Raw genomic sequence first — 19,404 nt, forward strand, 5'->3', positions numbered from 1 at the left:
TCCTCCTGACTCCTGAAGTGACATCCCCCTCGGCCGATTCAACTTGCCCCCGTAGTTACCCAAACTTGTTGCGGTGGGTGTATTATCCAGAGTAACTCCAAAATCAAGAAATATTAAATTATTAGTCGCCTGGTCATTGGTCATCAACCCATACCAATGACCTCCCTCTTCGTGAAGCAATATCCTATCTGGTGAGGATAATAACCCGGATGGGTTACCTAGATTGGTTACAGTGGCTGTATTTGAATATACCACCCGATAGATTTTATTTCCGTTTCTATCTGAAACAAAATGATAATATTTGTCATTGTACCATTGCACCGTCTGATCAATAGGTAAAGAGCTACCCATTGTAGAAATGATAGATTTCGTCGGAATTAGGCTCATTTCTCCAGCGCAAAAATCCCACTCAAACTGAGCACTTTCGCTAGAGTGATTGCTGACTTCCAGACTCTGATCAACACATAAATCAGAGTCAACATCAAAATCGGGAGATATACACTGGCCGTATGAAGTGAAAAAATTTAGATTTGCCACCAAGGCAAAACTCACTACCCAAAATGGTTTGCAAGAATACCGCATAAATTTGCCCTTAAACAAGGGTTATTTAATTGCAATTTAAGAATAATTAATGCGACACTATCAAGTTGTTTCGTTGAACTGAAGCTAATTCACTATAAATAAGGTACTATTCACCACTATTGAAGTCCCTAACGAAAGAATTGCTCGTTAGCAGATTTTGGAGTAGTTAAAAAGGTTGAAGGTCAAATGAGTCACTATGGATTTCTTAAAGCCGTTTCTATTAAAGCTTGGTTATTGCTCTAAACCACAATTTATAATCATTGGAACCCAGAAGGGTGGTACCTCAGGTCTATTCAATATCCTAAACCAGCATTCACTACTTTATGGATCAAGTCAAAAAGAAGTGCACTATTTTGACAATGACGAATGGTATGAGCAGAACAAACTGGAAGAATACCATAGTTACTTTCCTCTACCACATCAAATCCCAAAAGGAGCAAAGGTTTTCGAAGCTTCTCCACTCTACCTGTTTCACCCTAAAGCTGCCGAAAGATTATATTCATACAACCCCAAACTAAAATTAATTATACTACTCAGAAACCCTGTCGAAAGAGCTTTCTCCGCCTGGACCATGTACCACCATCATTTTTCAAACCAGCTAAGTAGTCGCCATGATCCAAGAAGTTTTTCACAAGCCATTCATTATGAACTAAATCACCTTCAAACTTCGGACTACTACAGTGATTTTAGATCCTATTTAAAAAGAGGGATTTATGTTAATCAGATTCAGAATTTCTTAAAGTTTTTCCCTAGGAAACAACTGCTTGCCATTGAGAGTGCTAGTTTAAAAAATGATTTTGACCCTACAATTAGAGAAATATTAAATTTCATTGGAATCCCATATGCCAAGCTGGAAAATATAACCTCAAACAAAAGTCAGATTAATGATAAAAACCAATACCAACAAGAAATGAAGGCGCTTCATCAATTTTTTGAACCTTTCAATAAACAGCTGTTCGACCTACTAGACACCAACTGGAATTGGGATTACAAAACCTAGGTAGAAGTTTTTCTAGATAAGCGAAGGCCTATCTTCCTTAAGTAAACTCTCATTTTAATAATCAGTGCCTTCATGAGGCCTCTGAAGGGGGTTACCGAGGCTATTTTTTGTGGATCTGACAATACCCGCAAGTACTTATCCGCATTCATCAGATCAACAATCTCCTCAATTCCGGCTGTGGCTGCATCAGTATATTTGTTGTCAAAAGAAATGTTTACACAAGTATACAAGTATGAAAGACTGAGTATGAGTTTACCTTTGGTGAATCTACTTGAAACACCTCCTGGATGTCTTCTATAAACAGCCATGGGAGTATCATTATAGTGGATTTTACCCCCATTCCTCATTAAAGTAAAATACAATCCCAAATCCCCATGTGGAGAATTGAGGTACCAATCTGGCAAAACAATTACCGGAGGCTTTCTAAAAACCACACTGCATGTTGGGATGAACCAAGGTGAAAATAAATCTTCGATTTGAAACTCTTCTTTCACAATCTTCCCTTCAGAATTAAATAAATTCAATTCCTGATCCCGGCGCTCCAAAACATTGTGGCAAGAAATTATATAATCGGAGTTAGATTCTAATAGGTCAACCTGTTGCTGAAGCTTAGAGGGGTCAGTCCAGTAGTCATCTCCTTCGCAAAGAGCTATATATTTCCCTTTAGCCTTGGGCCATAGGTACGTTGGCGAGGCTCTAATCCCCTTAGACCATTGATTCTCCGTCTGATAAATAGGTTTGATAAGCCCAGGGTGCTTCTTTTCAAATTCCTGAATGACATGAGCTGTATGATCAGTCGAGGCATCATCATGTATGAGAATTTCAATCTCAAAATCCACGACTTGGCTTAAAAAACCGGAGATTGTATCTCTGATGAACTCTTCATGATTAAAAGTAATGCAGCAAATACTCACTAAGGGCTTATTCATCATTACTAGTTCCTGGTTATCAGCACTTATATGTATTTACCATATTAAACACTACTGCTTCGATTTGTAGTTTAACCTTGCTTCATCTATGTGCTCAAATCGTCCAAGCTCCATCTCAAGTTTCATATCTTCGAGAAGCTGTAAGTAATTATACTTTGGTTCGTACCCCAAATCTTTTTTGGCATTTTCAATATCATATAGGTACGAGGTTTGACTGGGTTTTTCAGGGCGATAGATAATTTCAGAACTCCTCCCTGTTGGGTTAAATACTTTAGCCACACCTCTTACTTGTTCTTCCAAGGAGGTGGCTTTCCCAGTAGCAACATTATAAAAACCTCTCGAATTTTCACTAGAAATGGCCTTAACCACCATTTGAGTAAAATCTTTCACATAAACTATATCCTTTGAAATTGTTGGGTCTCCCCAAATTTCAAGAGGGCTCCCTTTTTTAGCCTCATCAATTAAGAATCTATATGCCATGATTGCCCTCCTTCCATCCACATACATTTCTGAGAATGACCTATAGCTGTAAATCGTTGGAAGCCTGAGAATTACATTTTTTATCCCGAAATCCTGAAAATAGTGTTCAGAAAGATCCACCGCGGCATTCTTGCTAATGATGTAAACCGCATGATCCCCTTTTAAGTTGAGTCTCCTTGAAGCATCTGGTGGTATTGCCTTGCCGGTATTCCAAAAACCAGCAACGTCTGAATGAGATTGAGTAAAGATGTATTTCTCAACATTATGAACTCTGCAATATTCCAGAACATTGAAGGATCCAAGTATATTGGTTTCAAGATAAAGCGAAGGCTCATACCCTTCCATTCTGGAGGGCATCACTCCGGCTATTTGGACCACAGCTTTGACGTTAGATGTAGGTAAGGCCTCAAAAGCAGCCTTCTGCCTAATATCAATCTTTGCTGTTTCAATTCCCAGCCTTTGATAGTAGGCCTCATTAAGATTTCTATTGCCACAAACAACCAATCTATACTGTCCCATTTTGGACAATTCATCTACCAGATAAGTACCAAGTGTGCCAGAAGCACCCAAGATTACGATCGTCTCCTTCATTGTTCTAATGTATAACTTCTTAATAAATGGCCCATACTGGTAACATCATTGTACATCATGGCGTCTAGGATTGACAAATTATCTGAGAACTGCGTATTGGACTGATTATAGGTTAGGTCTTTCATTTTTATAAATGCCAATCTTATATGCTCACGCTCAAAGTCCTCTTTTTTATAAAGGATTCTGCCGTTAGACGCATTAATATAAAAATCACAGTTTAATCTCTTACAAATATCCAACACTCTATCTAATCCTTTCAGATGGTCGTTATCCCACGCTGCTGAGGACACAATGAACTCTTTATCAATACTAAGATGCTTGCATAACTTCTTTAAGCCGTTGATATTGAACTCCGAAAGGCTCCTGAATGGGGTGTTAACTATTTCAGAAATAAGCGGAAAAACCTGATCAAACTGTGGTGCTCTATAGTAGCACGATTCAATATTCTTCAATAGTTTATCCTTCCATCTAATATTTTCAACTACTTGTAATTCATTAATCCTCTTATTGGCAGATGCCCCCTCAATCATGGCATTAATGTATCGTACTTCACCTCTATACTGAATCCTGTTTCTGTTAACCCAGCCCCCCTTTATGTACTGAACATCATCATAAAAGACGAAGCTATCACATGAATGTATTAGCTGAAAGTAACCCAAATATGGAAAGAAGTAGGGTTGCATTATTGCTAATTTCATAAACTAAGGTAGTTATACTTTTCCAGCAGAGAATCACCAGTCAGTGTTTTGAAATTCTGGTTGGAAGCATTGAGTAAGTCCTTTATCAATCCACCATAATTAGACTCCCAGGATAAGTTAATATCATCTATATCTAAAATGGGTGCTAATTTTTTTGACAAATCACAAAGACTGTTTCTGAAATGATAATCTATGTAATGTTCGTTATCAACCCTGGGTTCCCTCAGGAAATCGGTATAATAAGGAATAAATCGGTGGGTGTCAAAAGGATGCAAAAAGCCACTCTCGAAAGAATGAGGGAATCTCCTGTTGAGCTCAAGCTTAATGGCTAATTCCCGGTCTGTAAGCTGCTCATTATACTCCGATTCGACATGGGTGATCCTATCATCCAATTCTAATTCATTTGAAATTCTTTTGAGGAATTGCTTCGAATTTTCTCTCATTTCCTCGAAAAAGAAGACTTTTATATTCTCTCGGCCAAAAAGATGAGCATATAAATTGAAAACCCGATCATAATTCAAATCACTCAGAAAATTTCTATCCTGATACTGCCATATGTATTTCAGGTAATCATCAAAACTTCCGTTATACCCAAACCTGACTGTTTCCTTATAAAGTGAGCGGATCAAATCAGTCTGTCTCCTAACAACCATTAGAATTTTTGTGCCCGATTCGAATATTCCAAATAACCTTTTGGCTTTGGTTGTTGTATCTATACCTCCGTGCCAGTTGAAGCAAATGTTTTCATTGGAGATACCAACCGCGCTTACCATTTTATTACTGTCAGACTGAAGGAAATAATTTTCAAAAATCCCCTTCACTTGAGCTTGATCATAGGAAAGATCGTTTTTGAATCTCAGATCTATCTCAAGAGCCATGTTCACATGCTTATCAATGTATCCATGGTCATCCCAGTAACCCTTCACACTATCATTTCCACATCCCAAGTGTAGAAGTTGCTGATGCCTACCAAAAAAACCTCTCTGAAGTGCTGTAGAAGCAGATTTTGGATATCCGATATGGATATAGCGGATTGCCTTCTCAGTTTTTCTCGGCTTAATTGGTTTACTCAATTTGGTCACTGATGACTGTTCTTTTGCCAAATGCTCTTTGAGGATTTTATGTATACCAAAATGCGAAAATATCTTTCTCAGATTGAGATGGTACAGGCTCCTTGCTAATGTGCTAATCTTTTTCATACCTTAAAGAGCCTTTAGAAGAATCTCAGCAATCTTTTCTTGATCACTCTCGGTCAACCCATAATACATAGGGAGACATAAAATTCTTTTTGAGATGTCCTCGGCTATAGGACAAGATTGGCTTTTCACATAGTCCAAACTATTTAAAGCCGGATAAAAATACCTCCTTGGAAAAATATCACTTTCTTCTAGTCTTTTCTTTACCTCGAGTAAAATTCGTTCACTCTCAAAAATTATGGGATAATAAGAGAAGTTAGATTCTCCGGCTGAACTAACGATAGGCCTTCTAACTCCAGAGTGCTGCAATAATGTATCATAAAAAACACTCAACTTCTTACGATCGAGGAGTATTTCATCAATATAGTTCAGGTTTACTAAACCCATGGCTGCATGGAATTCACTGACTTTCCCATTGATTCCAATGCCTTGGAATTTTTCTGAACCGTCGTGACCAAAATTTCTCATGAACGCAACCTTTTCGAGCCATCTCTCATCTTTAGAGAAGATTCCACCTCCCTCAATGGTGTGATATAACTTAGTGGAATGAAAACTAGATATGCTTATGTCTCCATATTCAAACAATGATTTGTCCTTATATTTCGAACCAAACCCATGTGCTGCATCAAAAATAAGTTTTTTTCCCCTGCTCTCACTTAAAAATTCAAGAGATTCAACATCACATGGATTTCCAAAACAATGAGTAGCAAGAATCCCATCGACCCCATGACCAAGTGCTTCCTCAACCCTCTCTGGGTCAATGTTCAATGAATCTGGGTCAATATCAACAAAAATGGGCTCACACCCTTCCCACACCAAACTACTGGTAGTGGCCACATAACTAAAGGGAGTGGTAATGACCTTACGTTTCATCCCCAAAACTTTGATAGCCAATTGCAAAGCAATGGTTCCATTATTCACTAGCAACATCTCCTTAATTTTTAGGTATTTTGCTAGTCTATCCTCCAATTGGCGAACATTAGGTCCATTGTTCGTTAACCAATTATTCTCCCATATTTCGTTGATATATTTTTGATATTCGTCCTTTTTTGGCAGGAAGGGCTGTGTAATAGGAATCATTGGACTCTTTTAGTAAAATGGAAATTATATACTAATGACTTGAATTAAGTTTTGGGAAAACTTCCCTCACAGGATTAACACTGAGAAACGAACAAAACTTATTATAGCTAGATTTATCATTCAAATTGATCACCAACAAATCCATTTTCCGCTCTTTGAAGTAGTCCTTAATGCCACGGTTATACTCATTGTAAAACCGAATCAAAATCTCCCTGTTGTATGGATCACTCTCGGGAGTGTCAAATAAAAGCCTATTCACCTTCCAAGGTCTTCCTGGTGATGAGTTGAATGCAGCTTGCAAGTGCTCTTTGGTGGGTGTTTGTCCGTTTGCCCACAACTTTCCATGAAAATTGATTAGGGAGGAAACCCACTGATCCGGATCATCCCTTTCCGTTAGAATAAACTTACTCCCTGGAAATGCCTGATCCAGCGCAACGTAAGTGTAGGGAAATGAAAAGGGTGAATCCTGAAAGGCTTCAGCGCTTTTACAATATTTCACTATTGGACGGAAATCTCTCATAGCCCAACTATCTAGTAAACCCTTGGCCTTCTCCTCATCACCCACTTTGAATCCGAGCTCACCAAGAGCGAATTTCAGCGAGGTGGTACCTGTCTTGTTAAGACCAACACAAAAAATCTTCCTTGCTTGAGAATACCTTCCGAACATGCTTTTGACGTTAAGACCAATAGGATTCAAACTCGATGGGTTGCCAAATATCTCTGTCTGATAAAATCTGAAATGTCAGAACAGAAGATATTCTCAAAACTCTCTCCCCATCATTGGTTACGGATAGAGTAAGGGAGTAAATCCCCTTAGATAGATTAATATGGTCAGTTTTAAGGTTCAAATGAATTTCACTAAACTCAGAATCTATTCTCGTAATCTTGTCATTCGGAATATCCTCTTTTGGCCAAATCAAACCAATGGGTCGCTGTTCCAAATCAAACACAATTAAATGTATTTTCGGATTTGCATACTGGTTGGAAATTTTGAGTCTTATTTCCACCACCAGATCATCTCCATGATTAACACTAAGGGTGCCCTGCGTCAGTTGAGCATTCTGGATACCAATTTGCAAAAGTTCCACCCCCCCCTCAGTATTAATGAACTCAAGACCCTTGGTGCTCATCATACTGTAATACTGATCTATCCCGGAGGGTACATTGCTCCCCGTATATACCACCTTCCCGTGGTCCAGCAACATCAGTTGATTTGAAAGTCTGGAAACCTGGGGCATTTGATGGGAAACAAAAATGACCGAGCAATTTGCAATTAGTCTGTCTAATAAGTTCAAGCATTTTAACCTAAAACCAATATCCCCTACAGCCAGAACCTCATCAATAATTAAAATGTCGGGCTCCAGTTGAGCTGCAACAGCAAAACCCAACCTAACCTTCATGCCTGAACTGTAATTTTGGACAGGTGTATCAATAAATTCTTCTAATTCTGCGAACTCAACGATTTCATCAAACTTCTCTTCAATTTCCTTTTTATCAAACCCCAGAACCGCAGCATTGATGAAAACATTCTCCCTCCCTGTCAAAATAGGATTAAATCCAGCTCCCAATTCAATCAGGGCACCAACCTTACCTCTCATCTCTATTCTACCAGTATCCGGTTTTATCAACCCATTCAAAATCTTAAGTAATGTGCTTTTTCCAGCTCCATTATGACCTATTAATCCAAGACATTCACCCCTGCGAAGTTCAAAAGAAACATCCTTTACAGCCCAAAATTCTTCCTTCCGTAATGTTCTATTCCGATCGCGACCTATCAGCTCAAAACCAATATCCTTCATGCCATACCACAAGGATCGTTTTAGACTTTTACAGAACTTTTTCGAAACTCCTTCGGCTTTGATGAGTATTTCTCCTGATCCTCTATTCTCCATAATTAGCTCCCAATTCGTTCAATAAGATGTGGCAAGGAGAGTCTAAACAATATCAACCCGCATACCATCCCTAATAATGACAGACCAAATATTAATATAAAATCAGCACTCACCCCATTGTATCCTATTGCCAGCCATGTTCGTGACTCGTCAAGGATGGTTGCTACCGGATTAATTCTGGCCACCACTGCAATCATTCCTCCTTTAGGCATTGGGTAAATAATGGGAGTAAGAAAGAATAAAAACTGAGTAATTATGGCTATCCCCTTCTGTACGTCACCGTATAGCAAGGATATCGGAGCCAGGATCAGGCTAAATGTAAACCCCAGAAAAATGATCGTCAATATGCCAATGAGGCCAGCGAAAGCACTGACGTGGAAATGCATACCTGTAAACACGAAAACGAATATCAATAGCACTAACTTGATGAGAAGGTTAAATACAATCTCATAAAACCCAGAGAGTAATATCGCCTCTCTCGGGAAATTGATTTTAACCAGCATTGACTTAGCTTGTTGTATGACCTTTAGCGGGGTATTAAGAGCATCCAGAAAGATTTGCCAGAGAATAGTACCCGTAAATACAAACACTATATATGGGATTGGAGTGTCATCTACCGTAAAAACGTTCTGACCTCTCAGGAAAACCCAAAACAGAGTGCTCATAATCGGTGGAATAAACGCCCAAGCCAACCCTAAGAAAGATTGCCTGTACATCGCGCTAATGTTCCTTCTAAACAATCGCCAAGCCAGAAATTTACCCTCAGAAAATCCTATCAGAATTGACCTTAACAATCTCAGCGGGTGATGCAATTGGGATTCCGGTTCGTAAATATGAATTTCCTGAGGCTTATCCAAATTGAAATAATCTATTTGACAGAATGAAAATTATAAATGCTAAAATAGGCATCTACGCCCACATCTAATGAAAAAACGGCCTTACATCTATTCCTTATCAAGTTACTATTCGCTGAAAACGCCAATAACCTCTGTGAACTTACATTAATCTCTGCCGGGCCCTCTACATCAACCATTACCCCCATCTCCCTTGAAATATAATTATCCGAATCTCCAATGCCTTTGTTTGCTATAATGGGCACTCCCATGGCCATAATTTCGCCCATCTTAGTGGGGGAAGACGCCTGCTTTGAGAACACAGGCTTGATAAAGAAAATAGAAAAACTGGAAAGTGCTATATGCGCCGGCATCTGAGATCTGGAGACAGGTCTGATCATGATGCTATCCAAGGGAATCTTAAGCCTTCTGGCAATTCGCAAAACACCCTCCGGATCATCCTTAGTTAGTAATAGGAATTTAGCCAATGGCTGAGAATTTAACATTTTGCTGAAAAACATGACCATTTCTTCCACCATGTACCATGTACCGAGTGAACCTACATAGGTCAATACAAATTCATCTGGCCCTATCCTGAGGTCTTCACGTAACTCCTTCAGATGGTCAGGATCCACCTTCTCTGGATCAAAGTGATCCATATCCACGCAGCAAGGAATAACAGTAACCGGTAAATCTCCAGGTTTTATAGCCCAAGAGTTTATAATATCGCGCGCTTTAAATGTGAGCGTCACCACATGATCAGCCTCCCTAAGAAAGAGCCTTTCTTTTCTTTTGAAGTAGTTGTAGACTAATCGATATGCCGGGTTTTTTAGATTCCAAATTCCGCCTTCCACACGTTCATCCGCCCAAAAACCACGCATGTCAAAAATAAATTGGCTTCCAAACTTTTTTTTAGTCTGAAGACCAACAAGCGCTGTTACATAGCTCCTACAATGAACGATCTCGGCTGAATCCTTAGTGACTAATTCCCTTACCTTCTTCCACAGGCGAATCACATCAAACAACGTAGAAATGATCGGAGGATTTCTGTGGTAAGTATTCGGAATCCACCTAATCTGCCTTTCCCTAATCAAATCTTGGATAACACCTTTCTCCTTTTCGAAATTTTCAGGTTTCTCAAAACTCACTATGGTAAACCTATGAATCCCCATAGCTTCCACCCCTAAAATATAAGGAAGTACCTGAGACTGTCCCAGTGGATCTGTAAGACCATCATAGGTCAAATACACCACATGCTTTCTCATTTGATGCCTCGCACTACACTCACATGATTTTGACCCCCAGAATAAGGAACCACTTCTCCCTCTATTTCGCTCAGTCCCCCTTTTCTAAAGGTATCAATTACCTCTTCCATCTTAAGTGGATTATCGAAGGCCGGTGAAAGCATGTTAAATGTATCCAATACCACCCATTGCCTCAGTTTTTCTTTAGCCAACCCTTTGGGAATTGTATTGTCAATATCACAGATAGGCAGAAACCTGTTTACAGCACGGTTGAGTCCAAGACGAGAGAAAAAGCGATAGGTTTTCATCAACCAATCAATATTGTTCTCGATGGCCTTCAATAGCCTTTCATTTGATAATTTCGATGTGTAAGGTCTAAGAATGTATTTGGCATGGATCTTCGTCCACCAGCCCTTCTTAGGAAAAAAGTCTACTACTAATTGCCCACCTGGCTTCAACACCTTTATCAGGGATTGGAGTGAAGAAATAGGATCAGGTGTAAACTGCAATACACCAAAACAAAAAATATAGTCAAATGAATCTTCAGCAAAGGGCATTTCATAAATGCTGGCCTGAAATAGATGAAGACGATCATTCGGACCATTCATCCTATAATTGGCAGACACGGAATCAGAATAGTCAAAACTATATAACTCAGCTTCGGTCTCGTTCAAAATCACCGAAGTAAATCTTCCGGCTCCACATCCCGCCTCCAGTACTATTTTACCCTTCAACTGTGCCGGTGTCCATTTTGTAGCTTTAAAAAAACGCTCTGATGTGATTCCGCTTCCCGAAAGGGTATCTACCTGCAAATCCCCAAACTTGTTCCATTGAAAGCCGAAATTACTAGTGTAATTCTCCGGTTCTACAAATCTATAGGCTCCGCTTACCAGTTCAAATTCCTTTCCTGTTTCATCAATCAGGTGATTCTCCCGAAGTGTAAGTCTTTCGGATGTGTTTGGGTTTATTAATTGCATTTGATTATTAGAATCTCTTGCGAAGATAAACAAACAGCACCGACGGTGTATTAATCAAGGACCTTAAAAGAAAATGGAGTGACCTTAAGAAACGTGTATCATCCTTGATATAACAAAGACAAAGCGTCAAAAACAATTTAGCCTTACTCCTCCTCAACGCTTTTTTGTTTCTCCAGACTCCAAGAGTTTGTAACTTATCAAACGAAGTACTCATGTCTTTCTCCATCTGACCTATGTTACTATGCATCTGATTTTGATGAAGTCTGTATTTAGTATAAGGCGAGCCCAGAAATCCAAAAGGAGTTACTAATGCCATCCTCACCCACATATCCCAGTCCGCAGATACTGAAAGTCGTTCGTCAAACAGACCAGTCGCTGCAAGGAGTTTCCTTCGCACAAGGACACTAGAGGGACTATGAATTACCGTTGTATCCAACAAAAGTAACTCCGAAAGAACTGTACCTCCCAGTCCTGACGACACCCTTTGGTGCGCTCCAGTATTACCATCAAAAATGATTTCAGGAGCATGTACCAAATCCATATCAAGGTGCTCCCTCAAAAAACCAATCTTCACCGAAAGGTTTTCGGGCATGAAAAGATCATCTGCATCTAAAAAGGCGATGAACTCCCCTCTCGCCATCCCTATACCAAAATTCCGGGCATGACTCACCCCACAGTTTTTGGTTCTGAAATACCTCAATCTTGCATCACTGCATTGCGCTACGACATCCCCAGTGCGATCCAATGACCCATCATCCACTATGATCAATTCGAGAGACTCATAACTCTGATCCAGTACGGACTGAATGGTTTCAGAAATATAATCCTCACCGTTATAACATGGCACGATTACCGAAACATCGGGGTTCAAAAGGTTGCTCATATTCCCAATTGGGTCTGATAAGTAGTTTCCAAGGAACTGATCATTTTCTTAAGTGAAAAACTTTCCTTCACAGTAGCGCTCCCACTTATACTTATTTGATTTCTCAACTCTGAATTTCCAAGGAGCTCTTTTAAGGCTTCGAAAATGGCGTCTTCAGACTGAAAGTCAACGATCAGTGCGTTGTCTTTATGTATCACAAACTCTCCAGCCACCCCGGACAAAGTGAAAACAGAGGGCACTCCGGCAGCCATGGCCTCCACGTAGATCTGCCCGAAAGCCTCTGAGTGGTTATCTATAGGCACATGAACGAACACATCAAACAATTGATATAATGACTGAATGTCAGCCTCAAAAGCAATTTCCCTATAGTTCCTTTCTTCAAGAGTTTTGTCCAGGATATCTTCTATTTCCTTCTTATAATCACCATTTGCGTTTGCCAAAATCAAAATCGCGTCTGGGTAAATCTGCAACAATTTTCTGAACGCCGGAATAGCGAATTGAATACCCTTCCAGTGTGTGTACCTGCTAATCATGCCCACCACCGGAAATGATTCTTTTGGAATAGTGTACTTTTCACGAAGTGCCGCCACATCGCGCTCCAACACCTCACTAAAACCAGATAATTCAAAGCCATGATGCACCACCTTTACCTTAGATGCTGGCACACCTTCAAGTCCTGTAAGGACCTGGCGGACGTTTTCTGAAACAGCAATGAGCTTGGTTGCCCTCCGATTGATCCAACTGTCTACCAATTTCCCTTTGGGAAAATAATGATGATGCAGTGTAGAATAATGTCTGGTATAAATTCTGCATTTAACACCGGCACACCAGGCTGCTGTGATTCCCATGTATCCAGCCTCATAAAGGTGAGCATGAACGATTTCCGGTTTTTGCTTTAGAAAATATAGGGTTAGCCTCAGGAAGGTCAGGATTTTAGACCAGAAGCTCAAAATCTTCATGGTTTTCACAGGAATATCAATGGAGATCAGATACTTTTCCAGATCAGAGGAATGATCATTGAGAAGAATAAAGGAAAGTTTGAACTTGTCATGATCCAGATCTTTAGCTATCCACTCAAAAGCAAGTGATTTGTTGATGTTAGAGACAATGTATGTTACACCTATCCTCATCTGCTCTTAAGGTATGAACTCCCTGTAAAAACCCAATCATAAACCAGATAGCGCAGTTTCAAGGGGAGTACCATGAACACGTTAAAATGGTCGATCATCCATATCCATATTGATTGACCGAAAAAAGCATAAACAATTTTTTGAAGACTGCTAAATCGTTTCTCTTTACTTGTAAAAAACTCGGGGTGTAATAATTGCAGCTGACTATTAGCTTTTTCGTATTCATGCAATCGCTTACTGTAGGATCTGGCTGTGATTAAATCATTGTGCCATGCGTTGATTTTTTTATCAAAATGAATTGGAATATTATCCTGAACACAACGAGCGGCCAGTTCTCGGTCTTCAGCATCCGTTAGAGATTCATCAAAGCCACCTATTCTTTGAAATAATTCTTTTGAAATAGAAAAATGAGCTGCCGTAATAAAAGGCTGAACTAATCTTCCGCTAGCATCTGTATGAAGCTGATTCAACCATTTGCGACTTAAAAACGCCTTATACCTCTGAACATCTGTTTTCAAAATGCTAGAATCCTCCATTTGATTACCCACCAATACAGAACCGGTAAATTTCTGATGGTGAGCCAAATGTGCTGCGAGACAGTGAGCATCTGGCTCCATATCATCATCCAGAAATAAAAGCAACTTCCCCTTGGCCAGTCGAGCACCCTGATTTCTAGTAGCAGATCGTCCCCGGTTGGGCTGAACTTTGTAGTTCAAATTAAACGTGTTTTCAAATTCCAGACTGCTTAGATACTCCTCGGTTCCGTCAGTAGAGCCATCCACTATCACCCACACTTCAAAATTCCCGACAGATTGCTTCATTAGACAACTCAGAAGGCCAGGGAGTTTAGCCAAGCCATTAAAGGAAGGTATGATGACACTTATTTCCAATTTAACTTTTGGTTAACCTAGACAGTTTCAACATTCTCTCCAAACCACGAATAAGAAAGATCTCCCAAGGACTATAATGCATCTTTAAGAAGATCTCCTCATTCTTTTTCATCATCGCATTTTTAGGTCCATTGCTGCCTCCCATCATGTGAATCACTTCAGCTTCTGGCCGATAGGCTATCTTAAAACCCAGTCTACTAAAGTGAAGACACCACTCCACATCCTCCTGGTACATGAAGAAGGTCTCTTGTAATTTACCATTGGGAAACTGCTTGAGAAGTTCCCTATTAAACATAAAAAAGGTTCCCCATACCCAATCCGCAAAACATGGTGTTTTATGATCAAAAAAAGCACCTAAAAGGACGGTAGCTCGTTTCTCTTTGGACCAAAATTTCTGCAACCGAAGAAGTTCTATCATCTGATACTTTAGCCCTGGAAATCGCTGACAGACATGTTGGATTACCCCATCGGGATACTCAAGTTTGGCTGAAGCCACGGCCACATCCGAATTCGACCTAAGGTAATTGAATACCAAAGAAATCGCATCATTTTTGAGTAGGGTATCACTATTGAGCAACAATATGTAATCGCCCGAAGCCTGTTCTATTCCTAAATTATTACCCGCTGCAAACCCGACATTTTTATGACTCTGAATAAATTTAACATCCTTAAATGCTCTTGGAATATCGGATGGGTCTTCGTCTGAATGATTATCCACCACAATGATTTCAAATGAGCACCCCAGTGTTCGTTGGTATACGCTCTGAATAGCACCTTTGGTAAGGTCTAGTGTATTATAATTAACGATGATAACAGAAACGTCCATTAAAACAACCACTTAATCCAATGCATAATGCGTGCGATATTTCTATTATTTCGGACGGCCAATCGAAATGAAGACAGTGGGAAAATCGGGGCTTTCATATGATCAATAAGTTCGTCGATATTAGCACCTTTCTCCAAAGTTAACGCAGGCCATTCGGGGGGATTGGCAGGGTGGACATTCTGGGCCATTTGGTAATTCGACACATTAAGTGATTTCCACCACTCGAAATAGCTCATTTTTTGTTCCTGAGCAGACAACTCCTCTGAAGCATGTCCCCAATTATTAAGCTTATACCACAGTTCTGCTTCACCCCTCGCCCAGGTTTCATGGAGAACATAAAAAGGTGACAACCTATTAAAATAACCATTGTGTCTCGCTCTTTCATAATTTGGGCAGGTAGTGGCGAAAGGAGCCATTTCCGGGAGTTCCCCACCGAAATCAACCATCAGAAAGCCCTCATCAAGTTTCTTGATAAGTGGTATCCAATTCGCCAAGACATTAAAGGGCTTTTCAGCTCCAGAAGGATTGGGATTTAGCTGAATAAGGTATTCCGTGAAGCCTTTAAAATCAAGAAAATACTCATCACTATCCACCTGAACATGCCACCCCCCTATACCCAGGCGATTAGCGATCATCATCCTCTGTCTGTTGCAGTTTCCTCTTGAATCAAGTGAGCTCAAAGAAAAGTCATCTTCATAAAGAATGATCTTTTTATCTTTATCAATTGACTCTACAAAAGCATAAAATTTATCGTCCTCGATATCATATTTTTCGCCAGACCAGGATCTTCTGTTCTTATCTATAGCCAAACAAATCACATCAGAGCTTTCATAAACCCGAGGCAGAGAATTCTTGAGAAACTCCCAGTCATAAGAAACACAAAATCCGGTCTTTATCATGGTACAGATTGAAATTACATGGCCCCAGATGGAGTAAAATGCGCATTTGGTGAAGCATCCCCGCGCAGATGATCTTCGATGCGTGCCAGCAACTCATCATCTAAGTAATTCCGCCAATCCGTAGGGTCTGCTTTTCTATACATTAATCTGCCTTCTCCTTTCCGCTGATCGGTCGAATTTCTCTTTTTCATTAAATCGAATGACTCACTTGCAATCGCCATATCAATGATTCCTTCCTCCAATTTGGGGAGTTGAAGTTCCTTAATTATTCGCTCAACTTCACTCCGGGTATTCGAGACAAGTTGATTATAATCAGAAAAACAACAGGCTCCTTTCAGGCTATTAGATTTCCACCCTTCAAGGTGATTTGTCCAGGTTCCAAACCACGGGACTCCATTGAGTAATAAGTCTTCAATAAATGTATTTAACCTTTTTCTATTTCTCCTGTATACGAAAATTTTCTTTGGCTTCAGAAGGAGGTCAGTCCATCTAAACAACCTATAGTATTCCTGAAAATCAGGGGACTCATAAAAATAAAAGAATGATGAAATGGCTACTGATGGAAAATCTCTGGATAAATAAATCACTCTTTCCGGGTCAGAATCTATCTGTCTAAAATTATCTATGGTATAGTGACCCTTCCCTATAAAGCCGTTTTTAGAGTCTGAGGAAATTCGATCATTTATCTCTGTCGCTATTTCGTGGTTTCCCATCACCACCTTTACTTCCAAGTTATAAAGATGGGCAAATAGCCTGGTCACCCAGGTATTTCCTGATCTGGGATACCCTATCACGTACAACTTAATTTTATCCATCAATTTCTATTTGATGCCACCCCTCGGGAATGACAGCCACAGGGTACTCACGTTTCACTTTGAACCCCAGCCAGTACTTTGGAACTATAACTTGCCGGTCTTCCTTCTTATTCAAATATGCTGCCCACCAGGCAAAAGTGCTATTTGAAATGATCGCTACGTCTGCAAATTGAATCAGCTGGAAATCAATAATCGCTTCATTTTGCACAATCTCATGCGCTCCCCACCCTGTCAGGTTTTTCTCACAATAGGCCACATCATTTGTGACCACCACCTTGTAGTATTGATCAATTCCATCAATGTAGCTCCTTGCCATTTCATAATACTGAACTGGCAAACTCAGATCGTACCCAAGCTTTTCATTGCCTGAGTGTTGGTAGTCTCCCCTCCTTACATGAATGACCAGAAGTTTTCTTCTCCTTAACTTATTGGCGTATAGTTTATCAAACGCCATGACATATTTTGGTCTTACTCTGAAACTGTTTACAATAAGATTCCGATGCGACTCAAAAAACAAACTTGATTGAAAATAGCCAATAAAAAATGCACCACGCTCAAGCAAGGGTTTAGCCGAATCGGGGTGATCCCAATTACTAACATTTACCTCTTTTTTCAGTACTCCCCCCCACATACATCGAAGCATAAAATTGTACAACCGCGGGTGTAATATTCGTTTTAACAAATAACCCAAATTTCTTGACGGACCTACAAAATATTGCAAGTCATCCTTTAGATCAATTTTAGTAATCAAAAAGGGTGTCTTCAAGTGTCTGGAAGTGGCTAGTCCAAATGCGTATTGAAAGAGCTGATTACCCAGCTGGCCTCTGGAATTGATTATGATCATCTGAAGAAGAAAATTCGATCCAAATGAAGTATTTCTAAGAAGGTACGCCGAGGAAAACTAAATAAGCATAAGAACAGACACTTCCCCATATGAAGATAGCTTGATTCTTTGCGAAACTTGGAGATCAAATACTTGTTATGCTCAAATATTGTGATTTTCCTAAAATCCATAAGTTCATGCTCTGACACAAGACCGTGTTGAAAATAATAATTGACCACCTGCATCCGTGTCTTATAGAGCCCAGAATATATTGTGTCCATATTTTGAGAGATGATTTTCACCGTATCGCTGTCCGACCATTTACGATGGTGATGAAGTATGCGGTCTACATAATAGGTTTGCGAATGAGCTCCGATTCTAAACCACATTTCAGTGTCGCCCCAGTGAAACTCCATAAAATTACCCACTTTTTCAATCAAGCCCCTTCTCATCAACCCAATACCCTGCTTCATCACGGGATAAGATAAAAACCCATGGGGGCCCTGTTTGACCAAGTCTACGCAGGAAAATGCTTGATTCATAAACTGATCAGGAGCTGGCAAGGGTTGATCGTTCATTGTTTCTCCCGATTCATTAATAATATCATGACCTGCACAGACCAACCCCACTTCCGGTTGAACATCTAATATATTGACGCATACTTCGATCATTTCCGGATCCCACCAGTCATCGGCATCCAACTTACCCCAGTAATCCCCTGTGCAGAGGGACATCCCATAATTCCAGTTTGGCATCATTCCAAGATTTTTCTCATTCCGGAAAAGCTTGATTCTGGAATCCGATGAGGCATACCGCTGGCAAATGCTATATGTATCATCCGTAGAACAGTCGTCTACAATTACCAATTCAAAATCTCCATAAGTTTGATTCAGTATAGATTCGATGGACTCAGCAATGAAATCCTGAGTATTGTAAACTGGAATTAAAATAGAAACCTTAGCCATTCTTCTGTGCCTGCATCACAATTGTTTCAACCTTATTTGGCACCAATCCCATTTCGTTCATATGCTGCTCCACACCTGTTAGCTCCGGGTCATTACTTTCTCCCACCTCATACTTCCTGACATGATTGAATCCATTCGTCTCAAGCAAATGAGTTAATGTGAACTCAGTGTGAATGAACCGATGCTTAAAGCCATAGAACAGCTTATTCACCACAAATGCGGGATCTCTGGGAACACCCTGATCAATGAATAGATTATAATAATGGTCTATATATTCTTTGTGCTCAGGGGTATCAGGATTTTGCAAAACCTGGATGGCACCCATCAGATTAGGGGTTGCAATCCTGATTTTTCCTTGAGGCTTCAGAACTCTAAAACACTCCTTGATCATAAAATCTGCGTCCCCATAGGGTATATGCTCGATCATGTGTTCAGCAAAAACGTAATCCAACGTATTGTCCCCAAATGGAAAAGTCTTGGTAGCGTCCATGTAGACCACATGGTTTGCCTTAGGCTCAATATCTGCATTGAGCCAGCCATTTATGGAATTGCCTTGCGCACCAATTTGTAGCTTTTTTGGACTGCTTGAGGACATGTAATCTTGAATCAATTGGTCTTGACGGCTTATGTGAAAGCGCTGGGACAATTTTTCCGGGGTTTGTCCCAATAAA

21 protein-coding genes are annotated in these 19,404 nt (G+C 40.0%); 1 reads left to right on the forward strand and 20 read right to left on the reverse strand.

Annotated elements, in window-relative coordinates:
• On the reverse strand, nt 1-351 hold a 351-nt coding region (locus GV030_RS15260), incomplete at its 3' end, for a hypothetical protein (RefSeq protein ID WP_159583858.1).
• 427 nt (nt 352-778) lie between these two features.
• Here GV030_RS15260 and GV030_RS15265 point away from each other — a divergent pair.
• Nucleotides 779-1,582, forward strand: a complete 804-nt coding sequence (locus GV030_RS15265) for a sulfotransferase domain-containing protein (RefSeq protein ID WP_159583860.1) — start codon at nt 779-781, stop codon at nt 1,580-1,582.
• On the opposite strand, the gene GV030_RS15270 is transcribed toward GV030_RS15265, so the two are convergent.
• The 19 genes from GV030_RS15270 to GV030_RS15360 are packed head-to-tail and all read right to left on the reverse strand — an operon-like array spanning nt 1,579 to nt 19,328.
• The gene (locus GV030_RS15270) at nt 1,579-2,514 is read right to left on the reverse strand and encodes a glycosyltransferase (RefSeq protein WP_159583862.1); all 936 of its coding nucleotides are present in this window, start codon (nt 2,512-2,514) and stop codon (nt 1,579-1,581) included. The two genes, GV030_RS15265 and GV030_RS15270, sit on opposite strands and share 4 nt — an antisense overlap.
• 48 nt (nt 2,515-2,562) lie before the next feature.
• Nucleotides 2,563-3,582: an NAD(P)-dependent oxidoreductase gene (locus GV030_RS15275; protein ID WP_159583864.1), complete on the reverse strand. Its 1,020-nt coding sequence runs from the start codon at nt 3,580-3,582 to the stop codon at nt 2,563-2,565.
• Nucleotides 3,579-4,280: a WbqC family protein gene (locus GV030_RS15280; protein ID WP_159583867.1), complete on the reverse strand. Its 702-nt coding sequence runs from the start codon at nt 4,278-4,280 to the stop codon at nt 3,579-3,581. The genes GV030_RS15275 and GV030_RS15280 overlap by 4 nt, the downstream gene beginning before the upstream one ends.
• Nucleotides 4,277-5,479 (reverse strand): hypothetical protein, encoded by a 1,203-nt coding sequence (locus GV030_RS15285; RefSeq protein WP_159583869.1) that lies wholly within the window; start codon nt 5,477-5,479, stop codon nt 4,277-4,279. Before GV030_RS15285 ends, GV030_RS15280 begins: the two co-directional genes overlap by 4 nt.
• Nucleotides 5,480-5,482: 3 nt before the next feature.
• The gene (locus tag GV030_RS15290) at nt 5,483-6,556 is read right to left on the reverse strand and encodes a DegT/DnrJ/EryC1/StrS aminotransferase family protein (RefSeq protein WP_159583871.1); all 1,074 of its coding nucleotides are present in this window, start codon (nt 6,554-6,556) and stop codon (nt 5,483-5,485) included.
• Between the two features lie 31 nt (nt 6,557-6,587).
• Entirely contained in the window at nt 6,588-7,223 is a 636-nt protein-coding gene (locus GV030_RS15295; protein WP_159583873.1) for a sulfotransferase, read from the reverse strand.
• A gap of 10 nt (nt 7,224-7,233) precedes the next feature.
• Complete coding sequence (locus tag GV030_RS15300) at nt 7,234-8,448, reverse strand: ABC transporter ATP-binding protein (RefSeq protein ID WP_159583875.1); 1,215 nt, start codon at nt 8,446-8,448, stop codon at nt 7,234-7,236.
• A 2-nt stretch (nt 8,449-8,450) separates the two neighbouring features.
• Nucleotides 8,451-9,305, reverse strand: a complete 855-nt coding sequence (locus GV030_RS15305; RefSeq protein ID WP_370519074.1) for an ABC transporter permease — start codon at nt 9,303-9,305, stop codon at nt 8,451-8,453.
• 11 nt (nt 9,306-9,316) lie between these two features.
• Entirely contained in the window at nt 9,317-10,525 is a 1,209-nt protein-coding gene (locus tag GV030_RS15310) for a glycosyltransferase (RefSeq protein ID WP_159583879.1), read from the reverse strand.
• Nucleotides 10,526-10,542: 17 nt separating this feature from the next.
• Nucleotides 10,543-11,502, reverse strand: coding sequence for a class I SAM-dependent methyltransferase (locus GV030_RS15315; RefSeq protein ID WP_159583881.1), 960 nt, complete (start codon nt 11,500-11,502; stop codon nt 10,543-10,545).
• 7 nt (nt 11,503-11,509) lie between these two features.
• A complete protein-coding gene (locus tag GV030_RS15320; protein WP_159583883.1) occupies nt 11,510-12,385 on the reverse strand; it encodes a glycosyltransferase in 876 nt (291 codons plus the stop codon).
• Nucleotides 12,382-13,515 (reverse strand): glycosyltransferase family 4 protein, encoded by a 1,134-nt coding sequence (locus tag GV030_RS15325; protein WP_159583885.1) that lies wholly within the window; start codon nt 13,513-13,515, stop codon nt 12,382-12,384. Before GV030_RS15325 ends, GV030_RS15320 begins: the two co-directional genes overlap by 4 nt.
• Nucleotides 13,512-14,405, reverse strand: a complete 894-nt coding sequence (locus GV030_RS15330) for a glycosyltransferase family 2 protein (RefSeq protein ID WP_159583887.1) — start codon at nt 14,403-14,405, stop codon at nt 13,512-13,514. The genes GV030_RS15325 and GV030_RS15330 overlap by 4 nt, the downstream gene beginning before the upstream one ends.
• Before the next feature lies 1 nt (nt 14,406).
• The gene (locus GV030_RS15335) at nt 14,407-15,231 is read right to left on the reverse strand and encodes a glycosyltransferase family 2 protein (RefSeq protein ID WP_159583889.1); all 825 of its coding nucleotides are present in this window, start codon (nt 15,229-15,231) and stop codon (nt 14,407-14,409) included.
• Nucleotides 15,231-16,130 carry a hypothetical protein gene (locus tag GV030_RS15340; RefSeq protein ID WP_159583891.1) on the reverse strand — a complete coding sequence of 300 codons (900 nt, stop codon included), beginning with the start codon at nt 16,128-16,130 and terminating at the stop codon, nt 15,231-15,233. The genes GV030_RS15335 and GV030_RS15340 overlap by 1 nt, the downstream gene beginning before the upstream one ends.
• A 14-nt stretch (nt 16,131-16,144) precedes the next feature.
• Nucleotides 16,145-16,945 (reverse strand): sulfotransferase domain-containing protein, encoded by an 801-nt coding sequence (locus tag GV030_RS15345; RefSeq protein WP_159583893.1) that lies wholly within the window; start codon nt 16,943-16,945, stop codon nt 16,145-16,147.
• The gene (locus GV030_RS15350; RefSeq protein ID WP_370519075.1) at nt 16,938-17,789 is read right to left on the reverse strand and encodes an alpha-1,2-fucosyltransferase; all 852 of its coding nucleotides are present in this window, start codon (nt 17,787-17,789) and stop codon (nt 16,938-16,940) included. The genes GV030_RS15345 and GV030_RS15350 overlap by 8 nt, the downstream gene beginning before the upstream one ends.
• On the reverse strand, nt 17,786-18,733 hold the full coding sequence (locus GV030_RS15355; protein WP_159583897.1) for a glycosyltransferase family 2 protein: 948 nt from the start codon (nt 18,731-18,733) through the stop codon (nt 17,786-17,788). Before GV030_RS15355 ends, GV030_RS15350 begins: the two co-directional genes overlap by 4 nt.
• Nucleotides 18,726-19,328: a methyltransferase domain-containing protein gene (locus GV030_RS15360; RefSeq protein WP_159583899.1), complete on the reverse strand. Its 603-nt coding sequence runs from the start codon at nt 19,326-19,328 to the stop codon at nt 18,726-18,728. Before GV030_RS15360 ends, GV030_RS15355 begins: the two co-directional genes overlap by 8 nt.
• Nucleotides 19,329-19,404 lie beyond the last annotated feature (76 nt).

Origin of the sequence: Marinoscillum sp. 108 (assembly GCF_902506655.1) — a bacterium.
In the GTDB taxonomy this organism is placed as follows: domain Bacteria; phylum Bacteroidota; class Bacteroidia; order Cytophagales; family Cyclobacteriaceae; genus Marinoscillum; species Marinoscillum luteum.